This is a genomic window from Pseudomonas sp. NFACC16-2, from assembly GCF_900119205.1.
GTDB lineage: Bacteria > Pseudomonadota > Gammaproteobacteria > Pseudomonadales > Pseudomonadaceae > Aquipseudomonas > Aquipseudomonas fluorescens_Q.
In genome coordinates this window covers 1-19443 of sequence record NZ_FPIX01000044.1, presented here as the reverse complement: position 1 = coordinate 19443, position 19443 = coordinate 1, and the positions used below count along the sequence as shown (strand labels likewise).

14 protein-coding genes and 3 pseudogenes are annotated in these 19443 nt (G+C 59.2%); 15 read left to right on the top strand and 2 right to left on the bottom strand.

All coding sequences use genetic code 11. From position 1 onward, the window contains the following. Positions 1-7: 7 nt before the first annotated feature. The 14 genes and pseudogenes from tssE (at position 8) to BT116_RS25235 (ending at position 17104) form a co-directional block, all read left to right on the top strand. Positions 8-418: a type VI secretion system baseplate subunit TssE gene (gene tssE, locus BT116_RS25300; RefSeq protein WP_072348067.1), complete on the top strand. Its 411-nt coding sequence runs from the start codon at positions 8-10 to the stop codon at positions 416-418. Positions 419-424: 6 nt separating this feature from the next. Then, a complete protein-coding gene (tssF, locus tag BT116_RS25295) occupies positions 425-2212 on the top strand; it encodes a type VI secretion system baseplate subunit TssF (protein ID WP_072348065.1) in 1788 nt (595 codons plus the stop codon). Continuing rightward, the gene (gene tssG, locus BT116_RS25290; protein ID WP_072348063.1) at positions 2176-3180 is read left to right on the top strand and encodes a type VI secretion system baseplate subunit TssG; all 1005 of its coding nucleotides are present in this window, start codon (positions 2176-2178) and stop codon (positions 3178-3180) included. The genes tssF and tssG overlap by 37 nt, the downstream gene beginning before the upstream one ends. An 11-nt stretch (positions 3181-3191) precedes the next feature. Next, positions 3192-5777 (top strand): type VI secretion system ATPase TssH, encoded by a 2586-nt coding sequence (tssH, locus tag BT116_RS25285; protein WP_072348101.1) that lies wholly within the window; start codon positions 3192-3194, stop codon positions 5775-5777. Between the two features lie 10 nt (positions 5778-5787). After that, a complete protein-coding gene (locus BT116_RS25280; protein WP_072348061.1) occupies positions 5788-7305 on the top strand; it encodes a sigma-54 interaction domain-containing protein in 1518 nt (505 codons plus the stop codon). Between the two features lie 57 nt (positions 7306-7362). After that, entirely contained in the window at positions 7363-7503 is a 141-nt protein-coding gene (locus BT116_RS25275) for a type VI secretion protein (RefSeq protein WP_072348059.1), read from the top strand. A gap of 19 nt (positions 7504-7522) precedes the next feature. Then, positions 7523-8314, top strand: a pseudogene (tagH, locus tag BT116_RS25270) (type VI secretion system-associated FHA domain protein TagH); the annotation flags it as partial. A 59-nt stretch (positions 8315-8373) separates the two neighbouring features. Then, positions 8374-8877, top strand: a complete 504-nt coding sequence (tssJ, locus tag BT116_RS25265; protein WP_072348055.1) for a type VI secretion system lipoprotein TssJ — start codon at positions 8374-8376, stop codon at positions 8875-8877. Next, positions 8874-10205: a type VI secretion system baseplate subunit TssK gene (gene tssK / locus BT116_RS25260; RefSeq protein WP_072348053.1), complete on the top strand. Its 1332-nt coding sequence runs from the start codon at positions 8874-8876 to the stop codon at positions 10203-10205. Before tssJ ends, tssK begins: the two co-directional genes overlap by 4 nt. 5 nt (positions 10206-10210) lie before the next feature. After that, a complete protein-coding gene (gene icmH, locus BT116_RS25255; RefSeq protein WP_072348051.1) occupies positions 10211-11074 on the top strand; it encodes a type IVB secretion system protein IcmH/DotU in 864 nt (287 codons plus the stop codon). 13 nt (positions 11075-11087) lie between these two features. Further along, on the top strand, positions 11088-14531 hold the full coding sequence (tssM, locus tag BT116_RS25250; protein WP_072348049.1) for a type VI secretion system membrane subunit TssM: 3444 nt from the start codon (positions 11088-11090) through the stop codon (positions 14529-14531). Next, complete coding sequence (locus tag BT116_RS25245; RefSeq protein WP_072348047.1) at positions 14528-15253, top strand: PP2C family protein-serine/threonine phosphatase; 726 nt, start codon at positions 14528-14530, stop codon at positions 15251-15253. Before tssM ends, BT116_RS25245 begins: the two co-directional genes overlap by 4 nt. Then, a complete protein-coding gene (locus tag BT116_RS25240) occupies positions 15250-16182 on the top strand; it encodes a serine/threonine-protein kinase (protein WP_072348045.1) in 933 nt (310 codons plus the stop codon). The genes BT116_RS25245 and BT116_RS25240 overlap by 4 nt, the downstream gene beginning before the upstream one ends. Before the next feature lie 469 nt (positions 16183-16651). Next, positions 16652-17104: a PBECR2 nuclease fold domain-containing protein gene (locus BT116_RS25235; RefSeq protein WP_072348043.1), complete on the top strand. Its 453-nt coding sequence runs from the start codon at positions 16652-16654 to the stop codon at positions 17102-17104. A gap of 369 nt (positions 17105-17473) precedes the next feature. On the opposite strand, the pseudogene BT116_RS25230 reads toward BT116_RS25235, so the two are convergent. Both BT116_RS25230 and BT116_RS25225 read right to left on the bottom strand, forming a co-directional pair. Further along, positions 17474-17820: pseudogene (locus tag BT116_RS25230) on the bottom strand (DUF6124 family protein). A gap of 517 nt (positions 17821-18337) precedes the next feature. Continuing rightward, complete coding sequence (locus BT116_RS25225) at positions 18338-18697, bottom strand: DUF6124 family protein (RefSeq protein WP_072348041.1); 360 nt, start codon at positions 18695-18697, stop codon at positions 18338-18340. 528 nt (positions 18698-19225) lie between these two features. Here BT116_RS25225 and BT116_RS31260 point away from each other — a divergent pair. After that, positions 19226-19443 (top strand): annotated as a pseudogene (locus tag BT116_RS31260) (IS4 family transposase); the annotation flags it as partial.

Here is a 19443-nt window from a genome sequence, read left to right as displayed (position 1 = left end):
CGCGCTCATGATGTATGGCAGCCTTTTCGAGCGCCTGGCCGGTGATTTGGATAAGCGCACGGGTTTGAGTCGTGAGATGTGCGTCGTGACATCGGTGGCTGCGCATCTGGCCAAGATGCTCAGTACCCGGGCGGGTAGCGTGCAGACGCTATCCGATTATGGGCTGCCGGATCTCAATGACATGCGCTTGAGCCTGCACGACGCAGGAAGCCAGGCCCGCAAGGCGATCGAGGCGTTCATCAAGGCCTACGAGCCACGCCTCAGGAACGTCTGTGTCGTTGCATTACCAAGTCATGCCGATCCGCTTCGCCTGTCCTTCAGCATCGACGCTTTGCTGGATGTGGAGGGGGTCAGGCGACAGGTCAGTTTTTCCGCGTGCCTGGACGGCAGCGGTCAGGTCAAGGTCAGACAAGGATAGCCATACATGTCGTTCAATCATTACTACCAGAGCGAGCTGACGGCACTCCGGCAGCTGGGTCGACATTTCGCCGAGCGTAACCCGGCGTTGGCCCCCTTTCTGGGGCAGGCCGGACGGGACCCGGATGTGGAGCGCCTGCTGGAGGGGTTCGCATTCCTGACCGGGCGGCTGCGCCAGAAGCTCGATGACCAATTGCCGGAGCTGAGCCATTCGCTGATGCAGCTGTTGTGGCCGAACTACATGCGGCCATTGCCGGCCTTCAGCATCTTGCAGTTCGATCCACTACAGCGGTCCGGCCCCGCACTGCGGGTGGAACGTGATACACCGGTCGAAAGCAAGCCTGTACAGCAGGTGCGTTGCCGTTTCCTGACGTGTTACTCAACCGAAGTGCTGGCGCTTGATCTGACCAGGTTGAGTTATTCAGTGAAAGGGGATGGGTCGCTGTTGAGCCTGCGCCTGGAGATGTGTTGCGACGGTCATTTGGGCGAACTGCAACTGAGCCAATTGCGTCTGCACTTGACCGGCGAGCGTTACATCAGCCAGATGCTCTACCTCAGCCTCTTGCGTAACCTTGAAGGTATCGAGCTGATCCCACTGGACGGCTCCGGCGATGCCCTGCGGGCTGCAGATGGCAGCCCTATGATGTTCAGGATGCCCTCCGATCGTGTCCAGCCGGTAGGGTTTGCTGAAGAGGAAGCGCTGATCCCGTATCCGCTGAATACCTTTCGCGGCTATCGCTACCTGCAGGAATACTTCGCCTTCCAGGACAAGTTCCTGTTCGTCGACGTCAATGGCCTGGACGTGATCAACGCTGCTCCGCGTGGCAGCGTCGAACAGATGCGGGGCCTGGAACTGCGCTTCGATATTGGCAAAAGCGGTATCCAGCGGATGCGCCCGACTCTGGACAACATAAAGCTTCACTGCACGCCGATCGTCAATCTGTTCAAGCATGACGCCCAGCCAATCCGCCTGGACAGCAAACAGGACGAATACCTGTTGCTGCCGGCCGATTATGCCCAGGAGCATTGCGGCGTGTTCTCGGTCGAAAGTGTCACCGGCTGGAACCCCGGCGGCTTGGGTTATCAGGCCTATGTGCCGTTCGAATCCTTCGAGCACGATTCAAGCTTCGATGTGCCCCACAGCCGCCCCTACTACAGCGTTCGTCAGCGCCCTTCATTGCGGCACGGTGGCCTGGACACCTGCCTGGGCTTCGGTGTCCGGCACACTCACCCTCATGAAACCCTGTCGATCGAGTTGATGTGCACCAACCAGAACCTGCCGCGCCAGCTCAAGTCGGGTGACATCGACCAGCCTGGTGAAAAAAGCCCTGAGTCGCTGAGTTTCCGCAACATCGGGCCGGTCACTTCGAGCTTCGCTCCCCCGCTCAATCGCGATTTCCTCTGGAAGCTGATCAGCAACATGTCACTCAACTACCTGTCGCTGGCGGACGTCAATGCGCTCAAGGTGATTCTCGAAACCTATGATTTTCCGCGCTACTACGACGAGCAGACAGAGAAGGTCAGCAAGCGTTTGCTGGACGGGCTCAAGTCGATCAGGCACCAGCATGTCGACCGCCTGCATCGAGGCTTGCCAGTTCGTGGCTTGCGCACCGAACTGACCATCGACCCCCAGGGCTACATCGGCGAGGGCGACCTGTTCGTCTTCGCTTCGGTTCTCAACGAATTCTTCGCGCTTTATGCCAGCCTCAATTCGTACCACGAACTGCGGGTGAACAGCACACAAGGAGAGGTCTATCAATGGACACCCCGCATGGGCCAGCAGCCGCTTCTATAAGCGTGCTGACGCAAGGGATACGCGAGTACTCGCTATTTCAGGCCGTGTTGTTGGTCGTTGATCGACTGCGCGAGGCTCACCCAGACCTGGATGATGAGGCGCTGTATGACCGGCTGGAGTTCCAGGCCAACCCAAGCCTGGGGTTCCCCACCAGCGACATCGATCGTGTGGAGTTTTTTGAAGAGCACGGCCAGGTGCGAGCGCGCCTGAGCATGAACCTGATCAGCCTGGTAGGGGCAGGGTCGCCGCTACCGGCGTTCTATGGTGAGCAGGCCCTGGGGGAGGAGGACGGCAATCCGACGCGCGACTTCCTCGACGTCTTCCATCACCGTCTTCAACGGCTGATGCTGCCGATCTGGCGCAAGTATCGTTACTACGCACGTTTTCAGAGCGGAGCTAGAGACCCGTTTTCCGAGCAGTTGTTTGCGCTGATCGGCCTGGGCGGCGAAGACATTCGCAAGGCCAGTCAATTGAACTGGAAGCGTCTGCTGCCGTATCTGGGGCTGCTCAGTCTTCGTGCTCATTCGGCAGCTCTGATTGAGGCCGTGCTGCGTTATTACTTCAAGCACGCCGAATTGAACCTTGAGCAGTGCATCGAGCGGCGTGTGGACGTCCTTGGCGAACAGCGCAATCGCCTCGGGAGTGCCAATAGCCTGCTGAGCCAAGACCTGGTGTTGGGTGAACAGGTGCGCGATCGCAGCGGCAAGTTCCGGATCCATATCAGCGAACTGGACTGGCAGCGTTTTCACGAATTCCTGCCCATCGGCATCGGTTACCAGCCGTTGTGCTCGCTGGTGCGTTTCACCCTGCGTGATCCCCTCGAATATGACATTCGCCTGGTCCTGCGCCGGCAGGACATTCGTGAGCTGTGCATTGGAGAACAGAACATCTGCCGCCTGGGATGGACCAGTTGGTTGGGGCACGAGCGCGCCGATGGCGTGGTGACCCTCGGCAGCAAAATTCATTAGGAATGAATGACATGATCAACGTAGACCTTCAGCAACTGATTCAGGCTCTGGACGCCGAAACCAGAAGCGATCTGGAGCGCTCGGCCGAGCGATGCGTCGCCCGTGGCGCAGACAAAGTCCTGGTGGAAGACTTGATGCTGGGCTTGCTGGAGCGTCCGCAGGGGCTGCTAGCGCGAGCATTGCAGGATGCCCAGGTAAGCGCAGATGAATTGAGCGCTGCGCTGCAACCACGGATGGGACACAGTGCTTCGCGCAATCCGATATTCGCCCCAGAGCTGGTGCAATGGTTGCAGGATGCACTGCTGGTGGCCAATCTCGAGCTGGGCTGCAGCCAGGTCGGACAAGCCGCGTTGATCCTGGCGTTGCTGCGCAACCCTCTTCGCTATGCAGGGAGTGCTTACCAGGCGCTGCTCACCCGACTGAGTGTCGATCGGTTGAGAGATTTCGCCTTGTCGCAACAGACTCAATCGGTCGTCGATCACTCCGCCAAGCCGGGCGATTCCCTACTGGCGCGCTTTACCCATGACCTGACCCGGCAGGCTCGTGAGGGTCAACTCGACCCGGTGCTTTGTCGCGACGGTGAAATCAGGCAGATGATCGATATTCTCGTTCGTCGCCGCAAAAACAATCCAATTGTGGTCGGTGAAGCTGGGGTGGGCAAGACCGCCATCGTCGAGGGACTGGCGTTGCGCATCGCCGCCGCAGAAGTACCTTCAGCGCTCGAAGGCGTCGAGCTGCTTTCATTGGATATGGGGCTCCTGCAGGCCGGCGCCAGCATAAAAGGTGAATTCGAACGTCGTCTCAAAGGGGTGATCGACGAGGTCAAGGCTTCGCCAAAATCCATCATCCTGTTCATTGATGAGGCTCACACCTTGATTGGCGCGGGTGGCAACATCGGGGGCGCCGATGCGGCCAACCTGCTCAAGCCGGCCTTGGCCCGGGGCGAGCTGCGTACTATCGCGGCCACCACCTGGGCGGAGTACAAAAAATATTTTGAAAAGGACCCGGCCCTGGCCCGTCGCTTCCAACCGGTGCAATTGCACGAACCGACCGTCAGTGAGGCAGTGACCATCCTGCGTGGCCTGGCGCGGGTCTACGAGAACAGTCACGGCATTTACCTGCGTGATGATGCGGTGGTCGCGGCGGCGCAATTGTCGGCCCGATACCTGACTGGTCGTCAGTTGCCAGACAAGGCTGTGGATGTGCTGGACACTGCCTGCGCCCGCGTGCGCATCAGCCTGGCCGCTGCGCCGCAAAGCCTGGAGCGATTGCGCGGCGAGTTGGCCGAAGGCGAGCGCCAGCGCCGAGCGCTGCGTCGTGATGCGCAGGCCGGCCTATCGATTGATCTTCAGGCGCTGGAAGCGCTGGAGGTACGTCTGGAGGCCATCGAAGACGAGCGCCGAACGCTGGAAATCCAATGGACCGAGCAACGCATTCTTGCGGAACGCCTACTGTCGCTTCGTCAGCAATTGGCCAAGGCACGGGAAGCCTCGGTGGATCACCCCCTCAGCGTCGAAGCCCTGGAAGCGGCGCTGCATGAAACATACGGCACGTTGGTGGCTGCGCAAGTCCATGAACGCCTGGTTAGCTTCGAAGTTTGCCCGCGACTGGTAGCCGAGGTCATCAGTGCCTGGACCGGTGTGCCGCTGGCACAACTGGCGCGAGAGCACAATTTGAAAGTCGCCAGTTTCGCGACGGAACTGCGTGCTCGTATTCGTGGTCAGGAGCCGGCTGTGCGGGCGCTTGATCGTGCGATGCGTGCTGCCGCTGCGGGCCTGAGCAAACCCGACGCCCCGGTGGGGGTATTCCTGTTGGTGGGACCCAGTGGCGTCGGCAAGACTGAAACGGCGCATGGCCTGGCCGACCTGCTCTATGGCGGTGATCGCTTTATCACCACGCTCAACATGGCCGAATTCCAGGAAAAGCATACGGTTTCCCGGCTGATTGGCGCGCCGCCGGGCTACGTCGGTTTTGGCGAAGGCGGCATGCTCACCGAAGCCGTGCGGCAAAAGCCCTATTCAGTGGTGTTGCTCGATGAGGTCGAAAAAGCCGACCCGGATGTGTTGAATCTTTTCTACCAGATCTTCGACAAGGGCTTGGCCAACGACGGAGAAGGGCGGGAGATTGATTTTCGCAACACGCTGATCCTGATGACGTCGAACTTGGGCAGCGAACGCATCAACGAGCTGTGCGAAAACGGCGCAAAACCAAGTGCCGAATGCCTTGAAGAATCCATTCGCCCAATACTCAGTCAACATTTCAAGCCCGCGCTGTTGGCGCGCATGTGTGTGGTGCCGTACTACCCGGTCAACGGGCCGGTGTTACGTGAACTGGTGGAAGTCAAACTCGACCGCTTGGGCGAGCGGCTGCACCGTCGTCAATTGGGTTTCAGTTATTGCGGGCACCTTGTGAATCACCTGGTTGAGCGTTGCAGTCGTAATGATCGTGGCGCACGACTGATTGACCAATTGCTTGACCTGCACCTGATGCCGCTGGTTGTCGACCGGTTGCTCGCCGCCATGGCCGGTGGTGAACAGCTACGGCACGTACACGCCGTGCTCAACGGCGATGCCTGCGTCGCGTGTGAGTTCTCCTGAGGTGGGCGCCATGTTCAAGAAACTTTCGCAACCGTTGGACTATGCCGAAGCGCTTCTGGCGCAGTTTTCCGACCTTTCGCGCTTGGCGGACGGTGCTGAGCTGGTGGGGAAGTTCATCCAGGGCGTAGCGCGGCTCAGTGGCTGTGAACTGGTGCAGTTGTACCTGCTCGATGTCACTCGCACCCGCCTGGAAATGAACACCGAGAGCCTGGATGGCCAGTTGCAATTTCGTGACCCGCAAAACCTGCCTTCCGACTACCACGCTGAGCAATTGTTGCAGTTTTCCTTGTGCCAGAACCGTGTGGTGTGCCTCGATGCGTTAAGCGACAGCGTGCACGAAACCGGTTTCCTGCCGCCGCGGGCCACACCCTGGCAGTCGCTGCTTTGCGTTCCCCTGGGCAATCCGCAGGATGGGGTCGGAGGCTTGTTGCTATGCGCCAGCAATCAGCACCTCGACCTGCAAGGGATCGCTGAGTCCCTGGGACATCTTGGAACCTTCGCGCTTGGCCAGATGCATCTGTTACAGCGCCTGCGCGGTCCTGTCGACGAGTCGGTACCTGATACCACAAGCCTGCCGAGCGCCATCAGTTACGGCCTGATTGGTAAGAGCATGGCCATGCGCAAGACCTGCTCATTGCTCAGCAAAGTACTGCACAGCCCCTACACCGTCCTGTTGCGGGGTGAAACCGGTACCGGCAAGGAGGTGGTGGCCCGGGTCCTCCACGATTACGGCCCGCGTCGATCCAAGGCATTTATCGTGCAGAACTGTGCAGCGGTCCCCGAGAACTTGCTGGAGAGTGAGCTTTTCGGCTATCGCAAGGGGGCGTTCACCGGTGCCGACCGGGACCGAGCCGGGCTGTTCGATGCGGCCAACGGCGGCACGCTGCTGCTCGATGAAATCGGCGATATGCCGTTATCCCTGCAGGCCAAGTTGTTGCGAGTGTTGCAGGAAGGCGAAATCCGGCCGTTGGGGTCCAACGTCACTCACCATGTCGACGTGCGCATCATTGCCGCCACCCACCGCGACCTGAAGCAACTGATGGAGGAGGGCAAGTTCCGCGAAGACCTGTATTACCGTCTGGCGCAGTTTCCAATTCCGCTACCGGCGTTGCGCCAGCGCGACGGCGACATCATTGAGCTGGCGCGGCATTTTGCCGACAAGGCTTGCACACTCCTGCAGCGCGATCCGGTGCGCTGGTCAGACGCTGCGCTCGATCACCTGGCCGCCTACGACTTCCCAGGAAACGTCCGTGAACTCAAGAGCATCGTAGAAAGGGCCGTGCTCTTGTGCGAGGGCGGCGAACTGTTTGTCGAGCATTTTGCGCTACACATCCAGACCCCAGCCGAACGGGGCCGCGTGAGCCTACGTGAAAGGATGGAGCAGATCGAACGTGGCCTGCTGATCGATGGCCTGCGTGAGAGTTCAGGCAACAAGGCACGTGCTGCCCGTGAACTTGGCTTGCCGCTACGCACGCTGATCTATCGCCTTACGCGCCTGAACGTTCAGCGTAGTGATTTCAATGATTGATCCTTGCCTTGTTCGTAGCCATTCCAGCCCGGTCCTTTCATTTCTGGAGAAATTTGGATGCCTGTTTTCCCCTGGCGAGCCGTCCTGCTGACGCTCTTCGTGTCATTTGCCCTCGGCGGTTGTAGTGGCAACTACAAATTCAACGACAGTGATTATCGCCCCCTGGGTGATCCACAGGCGGTCAATCGCGGTAAGTGATCCAAGGAGCCTTTAATAGATGGATCTTGTTTTCGAAATGCTGAACGCCAACCAGTTCGTCCCTGTACGGCTGTTTCACAAGACCTTCGGAGCGGCCGGCGGAGTGATCGGTCGGGGCGAGGGTTGCCATTGGATGATCCCTGACCGCGACCGCCTGCTGTCCAAGTGTCACGCGCAGGTCAGCTTCCGTGAGGGTGCGTTTTTCCTGACCGATACCAGTGGCAACGGTACGACCCACCGCGAAAGCGGCGTACGCCTGCCCAAGGGCGAACCGGTACGGATACAGGACGGAGACGCCTACATCATGGGCGAATTCGAGGTCCTGGCGCGGCTGGTCGTCGGGCCGTCGAACAGCGTTGCCGAAGCCGGTTGCTCAACGCCGGTCGACAGTCTCATTCCGGACGATGCCTTTCTGGAACTCGACCCGCTGAAAACACTGGACCAACAGGAGCGGGTCCTGCTGGACATCGATGAGTTGATCAATCCCACTGCCGTACCACCAGACACCCTTGGGCGCCCAGATTATGCACGTATCGACACGGAAAGCCTGCTGGTGCCGGAGTTGGTCGAAGAGCTCGTTGAACCAAGGCCTGCGCCCATCCCGCCCGCCAACGCTGTTGATCACCCGCGCGAAGATTTTTGGGAGCGCTTCGCTATTGCCCTGGGCGTGGATCACGACAGCCTTGATAGGGAGGCCCGCGAAACCCTGGCGATCAACGCCGCGCTGCTGCTCAAGCAGAGCATCCATGGTTTGCAGCAGAGCTTGCGCACTCGCTCGGAGTTGAAAGGCGAACTGTGCCTGGCCCAGACCTATGAAGAACAGGTTCGTCTGATTGCCAGCCTGCAAATCGATCACCACGGATGACGTCCATGTCGCACTGCACGATGCATTTTTTCAAGACTTTGACGGCGCTGGCCATGACCCTGCTGCTGGGGGGGTGCATCACGTTGTCGCCCTTTTCGACGATGACCAAGCTCAACCTCACCCTGACGGCCAGTGATCAGCTCAACCCCGACCTCAATGGACGGCCATCGCCAGTGGTGGTGCGGTTGTTCGCACTCAGGCATCCGGTAGCCTTTGAAAATTCGGATTTCTTCAGCCTCTATGAACGCGGGAGGGAAACATTGGCCCCCGACCTGATTTCCAGCGAAGAGCTGGAATTGCGCCCAGGTGAAACCGTCGAGCTCAGGCTCGGTATCACTGGGGATGGCCGTTACGTCGGCATACTCGCGGCGTACCGAGACCTGTCACACGCCCGCTGGCGCTACACACTGCCAGTGGCTGCGACGCAGTTGACCGAAGCGAACCTGGCTCTCGACCAGGATGGGATCGCCAACATGCTTGAAAGACAGGCCAAGGTGGATGACCGATGAATCACGATAAAGTCATCTGGCAAGAAGGCATGTTGTTGCGTCCACAACATCTGCAACACAACGATCGTTATTTCGATCACCAGTTGAAGGTTCGTACCCGGTTGCTGGCCAGTTACGCCTGGGGATTCCTGGCGCTGGAAATCGACCTGCAATTTCTCAACATGGGCCAACTGGTGGTCAGCCAGGCCAGTGGGGTCCTGCCGGACGGCAGTCTGTTCGAGCTCGGTAGCAACACCGAGCCGTTGGTCCTGGAGGTACCGTCCAATACCAGCAATGCACCGATCTACCTCGCGCTGCCATTGGTGACCGGCAATCACATCGAGTCCCGTCGTCCGGAGCAATCTGACGTGCTGGCGCGCTACACCATCTACGACGCGCAGGTGACCGACTCCAATGCCGGCGATTCCGGCGGGAGCCAGATCAGTTGTGGCCGGCCAAACCTGCGCCTGCTGTTGGGCGAGCAACAGAGCGACCATGCATTTGTGAAGCTCAAGCTCTGTGAGGTGCTCGATACCACGGCCGATGGGGTGATCAGGCTCGACCCGGACTTTGTGCCGACCTTCATCCAGGCTCGTTCATCCCATTATTTGTTGTCGTGTCTCAAGGAGATCATCGGCATGCTTGCCCATCGGGGTGACAGCCTTGCCGAGCGGATCCGTTTCAATGGCAAGGCCGGTGGTGCGCAAGTCGGCGATTTCATGATGCTGCAGCTTATCAACCGTAGCGAACTGTTGCTGCGTCATTATCTGGACCTGGAGCAAGTACATCCCGAAACGCTCTACCGAATGCTACTGGCCCTGTTGGGTGAACTGGCGACGTTCTCCAGTGACAGCAAGCGCCCACCACGCACCAACCGCTACCAGCATAGCGACCAGGGCGCATGTTTTCGCAGCCTGATGCAAGCGATCCGCCAGGTGCTATCGATGGTGCTCGAGCAGCACGCTATCGAACTGCAATTGCAGCCGCGCCAATATGGAATCACCGTCTCGCCGATGCAGGACCTCACCCTGCTGGATACGGCTTCATTCGTACTGGCGGCTAGCGCCAACTGTGACAGCGAAGAGTTGCGCCATCGACTGCCGTCGAACCTCAAGGTTGGCTCGGTGGAGCGCATCCGCCAGTTGGTCAACCTGCATCTGCCCGGTATCAAGATCAGGCCTCTGCCTGTGGCTCCGCGGCAGATCGCATTCCATGCCAACAAAACCTATTTCATCCTGGAGCCCAGCTCCGAAGACCTGGCGCAACTTAAGCGCTCGGCAGGTTTCGCGTTCCATGTGTGCGGTGATTTCGCCGAGCTTGAACTGAATTTTTGGGCCATCAGGAATTGAACGAAATGGATAAGGAAAATCCCCAGGACGAAACAACCGTCCTGCTCGACCACCATGGACAACGTCCTGCTTCCGGCCCCTTGACCAACGCTGCTGCGCCGCCGCGTTTCGAACAGTTACAAGAGCGAATGATCTACGCCGCGCACCTGCCGCGGTCCCAGGCCTTCAATGTCAGCCTCAATCCGCTGGTCGCGGCGGCTTCCGGATTGTTGTCGCAAATGGTGCAACTCAAGCACGGCCGCGAACGCGAGGATCTGCAAGCTCTTAAAGGGGAATTGAGGCGAGGCCTGGAGCAGTTCGAAGCCTGTGCCTTGCAGGACGGTGTTGAAAACAGTCAGTTGATCGCAGCGCGGTACGTGCTCTGCTCAGCGATCGACGAGGCGATCGTCACCACGCCGTGGGGCCGTGGAGGTGGTTGGTCACAGATAAGCCTGCTCAGCACCTTCCACAACGAAACCTTCGGCGGCGAGAAGGTTTTTCAATTGCTTGAGCGCTTGTCGAAAAACCCCATCAAGCACCTGTCGATGCTCGAGTTGTTGTATCTGTGCCTGTCCCTGGGCTTCGAGGGCAAGTATCGGGTGCAGACCCGTGGGATGCTCGAACTCGAAAGTCGGCGCGATGCCCTGTATCGGCTGATCTGCCAGGCACGCGGCGACATCCCTCGTGAACTGTCGCCTCGCTGGGAAGGCTACGATGGCGCGCGACGCAACCCAGTGCGCATTGTCCCGGCCTGGACGGTGGCGGTTTTTACGCTGGTCTGCCTGGGGGTGATGTACTCGAGTTTCGCCTGGGTATTGGGCGAACAACGCCGAAGCGTACTGCAACCTTATCAACTGTCAGAGTCGGTCGCCGCTCAGCCGCTGCCGTAAACAGGGACGTGTCATGAAATTGCTTTTCAGGAAAGCCGCTGCCTGGGCGCGCCAGACGTGGATTTGGACGCTGCTGGCGGTGCTTTGTATCGCGTTGCTGGTGTGGTTCGCCGGGCCACTCCTGGCCGTCAATGACTACAAGTTCTGGGCAAGCCCGACGGCGCGGTTGCTGACTGTCAGCGTGCTTCTGCTGGGCTGGGGCCTGGCCATGGTTTTCGTCAGTGGGCGCGGCGGTTCAAGCCCGAATCTCCAGCAAAACGCCCCCGAGCAGGCTCGAGCCCTGCATCTGGCCAGGATTGAGGATGAGCAGCGCGAAGTGCGCTCGCGCTTCAAGCAGGCATTATCCACGCTAAGGTCATCGAGCCTTTATCCCGGCCGCAGCGAACGCTGGCGCAACGATCTGCCGTGGTATCTGATGATCGGCCCGCCTGCCAGCGGAAAGACCCGTCTGCTGGACCGCTCGGGCCTGGAGTTTCCCCTCAACAAGCTTGAGCGCAAGCCAATCGGCGACACATCGGGGACCCGTTATTGCGATTGGTATTTTGCCGAGCACGCCGTGTTGGTCGACACTGCCGGGCGCTACCTGACCCAAACGGACAGTGATGTCGACAGCAGCGTCTGGGCCGTATTGCTCGAACTGCTGCGCAAGCGTCGCCGCAGTCGTCCGTTGAACGGTGTACTGGTGACGGTACCGACCGAGGTCCTGTTGCTCGGCAGCGAGGACGAAGTGACTACGCTGGCCCGCCAGATTCGTGCCCGCCTGCAGGAACTGCAACAGCGACTGCACGTCGATGTCCCGGTTTATCTGGTCCTGAGCAAAGCGGACAACGTGCCCGGTTTCAACGAGTTCTTTGACTCACTGACTCGCGAGGAAAACGACCAGGTATTGGGTGCAAGTTTCAGTCGGGACCAGCGTGGCAGTGATGTGGCCGTGTTACGTGCCGAGTTCGAGGCGCTGCTGCATCGCCTCAACAGCCAGGTGATCATGCGCATGCATCAGGAGCGCGACCCGCTACGCCGTAGCTGCATGCTTGATTTCCCTCACCAACTTGGACAACTCGGCGCGGGCCTGTGTCTGCTGGTCGAGCAAGCGTTTACCGGTAGCGTCGGTACGTTGCGGGGTTTCTATCTGACTAGCGCATCGTCGTCGGATCGAACCAATACCGCGCCTGGTGGGCGCTCACGGTTCATTAAGCATTTGATCAGCCGGGTGATTTTTCCAGAAGCCGATCTGACCGACCTCGTTCAGCGCGAGCGCCGTCGTCTCCATTGGGGCCAGCGAGCTATGTACTTCGGGGCGCTGACGGTCATTGGCCTGTGTGGGCTATTGTGGGCGCACGGTTTTTCGGCCAACCACGAGCGATTGGACAGTTTGCGTACGCTGGCGCAACGCTGGAACCAGCAGCAATCGGCCCAGGCGAATGCTGATGACTGGACCTCGATGCTCGAATCACTGGATATCCGTTTCGAGGCCACCCAGGTTTTCCCACCCTACAGGGTGGTGCCGTTGCATGAACGTGTCGGCCTATACCAGGGCGAGGCGAGCAATCCTGCGGTGACTAACGCCTATGAGCGTGATTTACAGGAGCGACTGTTGCCGAAGGTTGCGCAGAGGCTGGAGGCGCATGTTCGTAACAACTGGAATGACCGTGAGCAACTGCTCAACAGCCTGCGCGCGTACTTGATGCTGGGCCTGCAAGAGCGTCGCGATGTTGCCTGGCTCAAGGATTGGCTGGCCAACGATGGGTCGCTTCGTTACCCCGGCAACACGGCGCTACAGGAGGGCCTGAATGCCCACCTCGAGCGCCTGTTGGAGCTGCCTTTTATCCATGCTCTCAACGAACCCCTGGTGGCCCAGGCCCGGGAAGCCTTGCGCCGTGAGTCCCTGGCAGCCGTCGTGTACAGAATGCTGCACGAACAGGCCAGCCATCTGCCGCAATATCGACTCAGCCAACACCTGGGCTCGCAAGGTGCGTTGTTGGTCGGCACGGACCGTGTGATTCCCGGTTTCTATACCCGTCAGGGCTACGAACACTACTTTTCGGTTCAAGGCGCGGCCCTGGTCACCGAATTGCTGCGGGACAACTGGGTCCTGGGTGAAGGCGAGGGCCTCAGCCGCATGGACATGCGTCGCCTGATGGTCGAACTCGAACAGCTGTATTTTCGTGATTATGCCGACCACTGGAGCGAAGCGGTCGGCCAGGTCGCTCTGCAAACCATCAGTAATGCAGCTGAGGGCGCCGAGCAAATGGCGGGGCTGACCTCGGCTCACTCGCCGATTCTGCGGATGCTGGTGCAAGTGCGCGACCACACTCGAATCCAGGCTGTTGCCGAGCAAATCGACGACCTGACGCAAGCGGCAGGGAACGGTGGACATGCCGTTACAAAACTCGCCGCCGTAGCTGGGAAAGCCTCTGCGTCCTTGGCCGAAAACCTGCCGGACACCGCGCAAAAATCCTTGCGACGACGTTTCGAGCCGCTGCATCGCCTGCTGGACCCGGACAATGCTCCGACGGCTGATCTGGTCCAGGCCTTGCGAGCCATTGATGAGGTGCAATTGCAACTGGCGAACCTGGCTCGTGCCAGTGCCCCGGAACAAGCGGCGTTCGAGCTGGCCAGGCACCGCATGGGCGGCCAGCGCGATGCGTTGAGTCACCTGCGCGGTGCGTCTGCCCGCCTGCCGCGGCCGCTCAGTGCTTGGTTCAACGTGATGGCTGAGGACAGCTGGCGCTTGGTACTCAATGATTCTTATCGTTACCTGAACCAACGTTATCAGAGCGAGCTGTACAGCTTTTACGGCAAGGCGATCAACAAGCGATACCCGTTCAGTGCCCACAGTGCCAGCGACGTCGCGCTCAATGACTTCCGGGAGTTTTTCAAGGACCAGGGCATAGTCGATCGATTCTTCGACAATTACCTGCAGCCCTTCATCAGCGGCTCCGCGGGACACTACCGTCTGCGCAGCATCGACGGTCAGAGCTTGCCGATGTCCCGGGTCTATCTCGATCAAATGGCAACAGCGCACACCATTCGCCGGAGCTTTTTCGCCGAAAACCCGACCGAGCCGCAAGTACAGTTCAAGCTTGAGCCGTACACTCTGGACCCGGCGGTAAGCCGTGCTGAATTCCGTTTCGGTGACCAGATGCTTGAATACCGCCACGGTCCGATCCTGCCGGTAGCTTTTACCTGGCCAAGCGACGCGCAGAATGGTCGAACCGCCCTGGTGCTGGACAAAATGGTTGGGCGAGGCGTGGGCATCGAGAAAAATACCGGGCCGTGGTCGTTGTTTCGGTTGTTCGACTTGATGCAGAGCGAATACCTTACCGGGCGCGATGTCCGGGTATTGAAGGCGGACCTGGGTGGCCTGCGCGCCAACTATTTGCTGACGAGCCAACGCACGCCGAACCCTTTCGACATGAGCGTGCTGCGCACATTTCGCCTGCCGGTGCAGCTTTGATGGAGGCCGGTCCCTGGTACAGCGCCGCACGCACGGACCCAGGCAAGACCCGATCACGTAATGAGGATGCCTTTCTCGACTGCCCACAACAGGGGGTGTGGGCGGTGGCCGACGGCATGGGGGGCCACTCGGGGGGTGACATTGCCAGCCAACTGATCGTTGCCAACCTGACGGAACTGCCGCTTTACCGGGACCTGGCTGAACGTTCGAAAGCGGTGCGCCAATGCCTGCGCTGGACCAACCGACGACTGAGCCAGGAGCTGACCGTCACCGAAGATCATCCCGGCATTATCGGCAGCACTGTGGTGGCGCTGTTGTTGGAAGGAAATCGCGGGGTCTGCATCTGGGCGGGCGACAGCCGTTGTTATCTGTGGCGCGGTCGACGACTGTACCAACTGACCAAGGACCACTCACTGCAACAGCAACTGATCGACACGCAACACATCAGCCGCGATGAGGCCTGTGCCCATCCTGCGGCCAAGGCACTGACACGCGCGGTCGGTGCCGCCCCAGAGTTGACCCTGGAGGTGTTGGAGCTGGATGTTCACCCGGGCGATACGTTTTTGCTATGCAGTGACGGCTTGTACCAAGGCCTTGGCGCGCAAGCCCTTGGCAGTGCTTTGGACCTGGCTTCGCCACGTGTGGTGTTGGAGCATCTTTTCGACGACGTTCTGCGTGGCCCGGCACGGGATAACCTGACGGCCGTGGTGGTCCGCCCGTGAATGAAGAGGGTAACCAACCGACGTATTCCACCTTCGCCAACGCTGTGCCGACTGTGACATCCAGCCAGCTTTGCGTCAGCGAAACACCGGGCATACTCGCAGGACGCTATCGCCTTGAACGCTTGCTTGGGGCGGGCGGCATGGCGGTTGTTTACCGCGCGCGGGATCTGCTGCACGAACAATTCGCTGATCCCGATCCGTACCTTGCCGTGAAGATGCTCAGCGAGGCATTCGACGTGGCACCCGATGCGAGTGCGCTGCTTTACAGCGAGTTCGCCCTGACGCGGCGATTGCACCACCCGAATATCTTGCGCCCCTACACCTTCGAAGTGGATACAGCCCAACGACGGGCCTTTATCACCATGGAGCTGATGCGTGGCCTGACCTTGGACAAATTGCTTTGCGAACGGCCCCTCGGGCTGCCTTGGCCCGAACTCAAGGCTATCGCCGTGCCGCTGCTGGATGCCCTGGCGTACGCCCACGGCCGTGGCGTACTGCATGGCGATGTGAAGCCAAGCAACATCATGTTGAGCGAAGAAGGCCTGCGCCTGTTCGATTTCGGTTTGGGCCTGGCTGAAGAAGGGCCTTCTCGGCATCTGCCAAACCTGAACCGTGAACGCCTTAACGCCTGGACCCCTGGTTACGCGGCGCCTGAACTGCTTGAAGGTGAGCCCCTTTCAGCGGGTGCCGATGTCTACGCTGCGGCTTGCGTGTTGTATGAGCTGGCAAGCGGCAAACACCCATTCCAGCGGTTACCGTCCACCCAGGCTCGCGATGCCCGGTTGGAGCACGCGCTCAAGGCGCCGCACAACCTGCCCCGGCGTTGCTGGCCGGCGCTGCGAATGGCGCTGGCGTTTGATCCGGGGCAGCGGAGTATGGGGGCGACTCGGTTGCGTGATGCCTTGGGGGGGGTGTCGTCCTGGTGGTGACATTTTCTCTGTGGGAGCGAGCTTGCTCGCGAAGGCAGCAGCATATTACATGCCTGGCCCCAAGATGTACGCGGTCCGTGGCGAGGGAGCTTGCTCCCGCTCGGCTCTGTAGGAACTGGCGAAGCCTGCGATTTTTTGATCTTTCGCTTGCGACTTAAGTGTCTGGAGAAGATCGCCGCCTCGTTGCACTCGACAGCTCCTACGGGCGCAGCCCCGCATGGCGATGTGACGATGAACTGTGTAGGTTGCGACAGTTTTGCGTTTCCTCTCGGCGTGGCCGCGTATCACCTACCCGGCCCATCTGGTCCTTATCGGTGGCGCGGGACTGTTGCGAACACCTTTCTCTGGGCATGGCACAACGATGACCTAACCACCGCCAAGATTGAGCGATGACGTTTGAGCACGGACACTCTTCTACCTAAAATTTCTGAAGTAAAAGGCCACTTGGGTTGATAGCAATCTCCCCGACTTGCGTACCCTGGCGCGTGAGTTGCGTACACATGCCCTTGAGGAAGTGATTGCGGCGACCAGCCATGAGGACGCCATCGAGGTGACGGCTCAGTACCTGGGATTTATTGACCCAGCGATCTTGTCCCTAACCGTCGAGACGCCCGTGGGCTACGTGACCATTCTGCGCAGCAGCATTTATCACATCGTCGAAAAGCGGTCGGATGCCCGTGAGCGCTACGTGAGGCTTGCTCTGGATACGCTCACAGGGCCATTGGAAGTATGGAAAGTGGCCTTTACTGACGACACTGATCGTCTGGCGTTCATCGGCGCATATGAGTCAAAGCGGCAGATGTTAGTAAGCGTTGTGCTCTTCGAGGGGCAGATGCTGTGGAACTTCATGCACACTGACGCGAAGTCGCTCAACAAGCACCGCCATGGCGAGTTGCTGTACAAGCGCTACACGCTTTTGTGACAGGCAAAGAAAAGGGCTACTGGTGACAGTAGCCCTCGAATTTTAAGCTTGATATTCATATACACACCCTCAAGCAGGGGTGTGGAGGTCTCACCCTACGCTGATGTCCCAACCATCGACGGGGTTCCTACGCCAGTTATAGCCGCTGGGAGGCAACTGGTTTCGCGCTCAGGGATAAGGCTATTCGCCTTTGAGCGTACCGTCAATCAAACTTGATGAATGGCCGTGTTTTTCTGGGCTATGCGGATTTTTTCTTAACTCGCGAGCCCCCTTTAAAACGCTCAAACCGAGCTATTGCGAACGGCCTTGGTGGAGAGGAGATAGGAACAGAGAAAGGCATATCGATTGAATTGATCTTTGCCTTGGTTACTAGCGTGGATCGACGTTGTCCAGTACCCGGTTCGCCAGCGATGAACTCAGTTCAATCAGTTGTTGGACGCCGAGGGCGATGTGGCGGCGGGGGCCTTCCAGGTCGAAGGCCAAGTTGCTGATCATCGCGTCGGCGGATGCCAGGTTTTCGCTGAGGTTGGCGAGCAGGCATTCGCTGTCGGTGTTTTTTACCACGGTGAATAGCTGGCCCGGTTTGGATGCATCTTCGGACTTTTCCGGTTTCGGTAGCAGGTAAAAATCCAAGGTGCGCCTTTCTGCTTCGTCTTGGATTTGGTGGACGCAGAGCTGCGATCTGTTTCGGGGGGATTTGGTGTAATTTTGAACATTGTGGAGCTCCTTTCGTAAGAGGAACCATCACCGTCTGCCGCCAAGCAGATGGGGTGACGGATTACACAAGGTTGGCGGACCGGAACGAAAGGAACCCGGCATCCCCGAAGGGATCCTTGCGCAACCCGCCATAACATAGGAGTGCCAATGCCAGAGGCATCGCAGTCATATTGAGGGGCTGTTGCGCCTTTCGTGTACCGGGCCGCCAAGCCCGACCTGGGCAGTGGCAGGGAAACGATAGAACCCATAGGCAAGGCGCACAAGCGGACGGATTCTGGCGTAGTTGTAGGCAATGGCGCAAGGATTCGTAGCTTGGTGGAAGTGTTGCGGAGGGAGAATAAACAAGCTTTCGTAATGCCCAGGATCCGTGGCGAGGGAGCTTGCTCCCGCTCGGCGGCGCAGCCGTCGTAAATCGGCTGATGCGGTTTTTCTGTAGGAATGCGCAGGCCTGTTTTGGGGCGGCTTCGCCACCCAGCGGGAGCAAGCTCCCTCGCCACGGGATTGATGCTGGAGCGGCTAGCGTGGGTCGACGTTATCGAGCACTCGGTTTGCCAGCAACGAACTCAGTTCAATCAGTTGCTGGATGCCAAGGGCGATGTGGCAGCGGGGGCCTTCCAGGTCGAAAGCTAGGTTGCTGATCATCGCGTCGGCTGACGCGAGGTTTTCGCTGAGGTTGGCGAGCAGGCATTCGTTATCGGCTTTTTTTGCCACGGTGAATAGCTGGCCCGGTTTGGATGCATCTTCGGGGTTTTCCGGTTTGGGTAACAGGTAGTGATCCAAGACGCGTTTGGTGGTTTCGTCGTGCTTTTTGTTTTTGCGACCGGAATGGGTAGACGTTGAGTCAGTTTCTGGAGGGTTCGGAGTTATCTTGAACATTCTTACGTCCTTTGTTAGTAGGCCGCGACCATCTCGCTACTAAACGAAGGGGTGGCAGCTGTGCGCAAGTTAGTAGACCGGTAAAGGACAACGGAAACCCGGCGCGCCCGAAGGCGCCATGCGCACAGCCGCCATCGAGTGCAGGCTATGCCTGACTGATGAGACTCATGCACCGTTGTCATTACCGGGCTACTAAACCCGACCACTGATGGGCAGTGGCAGGGAAACGATAGAACCCATGGGCAAGGCGCACAAGCGGGCGGATTCTGGCGTAGTTGTAGGCAATGGCGCAAGGATTCGTAGCTTGGTGGAGGCGTTGCGGAGGGAGAATAAACAAGCTTTCGTAATGCCCAGGATTTGGGGCGAGGAAGCCTGCTCTCGCTCGGCGGCGCAGCGGTTTTTCTGTAGGAATGCGCCCGCCGTTTGGGCTGCTGCGCAGCCCAGCGGGGATAAATCCCATAGGCGCTAACCAAACTCCAAAAATAGTAAACTGATCCGCAATTGAGATGAGTTGCAAGGAAAGCAAGTGTGACACCAGGACTAGATGAAGATTGGCCAAAGCTGTTAGCGCTATTGCCTGCGGGATGGGAAGCCAAGGCCAGGGAATTGGGGGCGTTGAAGTTCGGGGGCCGTTTCACCCCAGAGACTTTATTACGCACCCTATTGCTGTATCTGAGCAGCGATTGTTCGATGCGCGAAACGGCGGCGCGAGCCGACGTAGAATTGTCGGATGTTGGCTTGCTCAA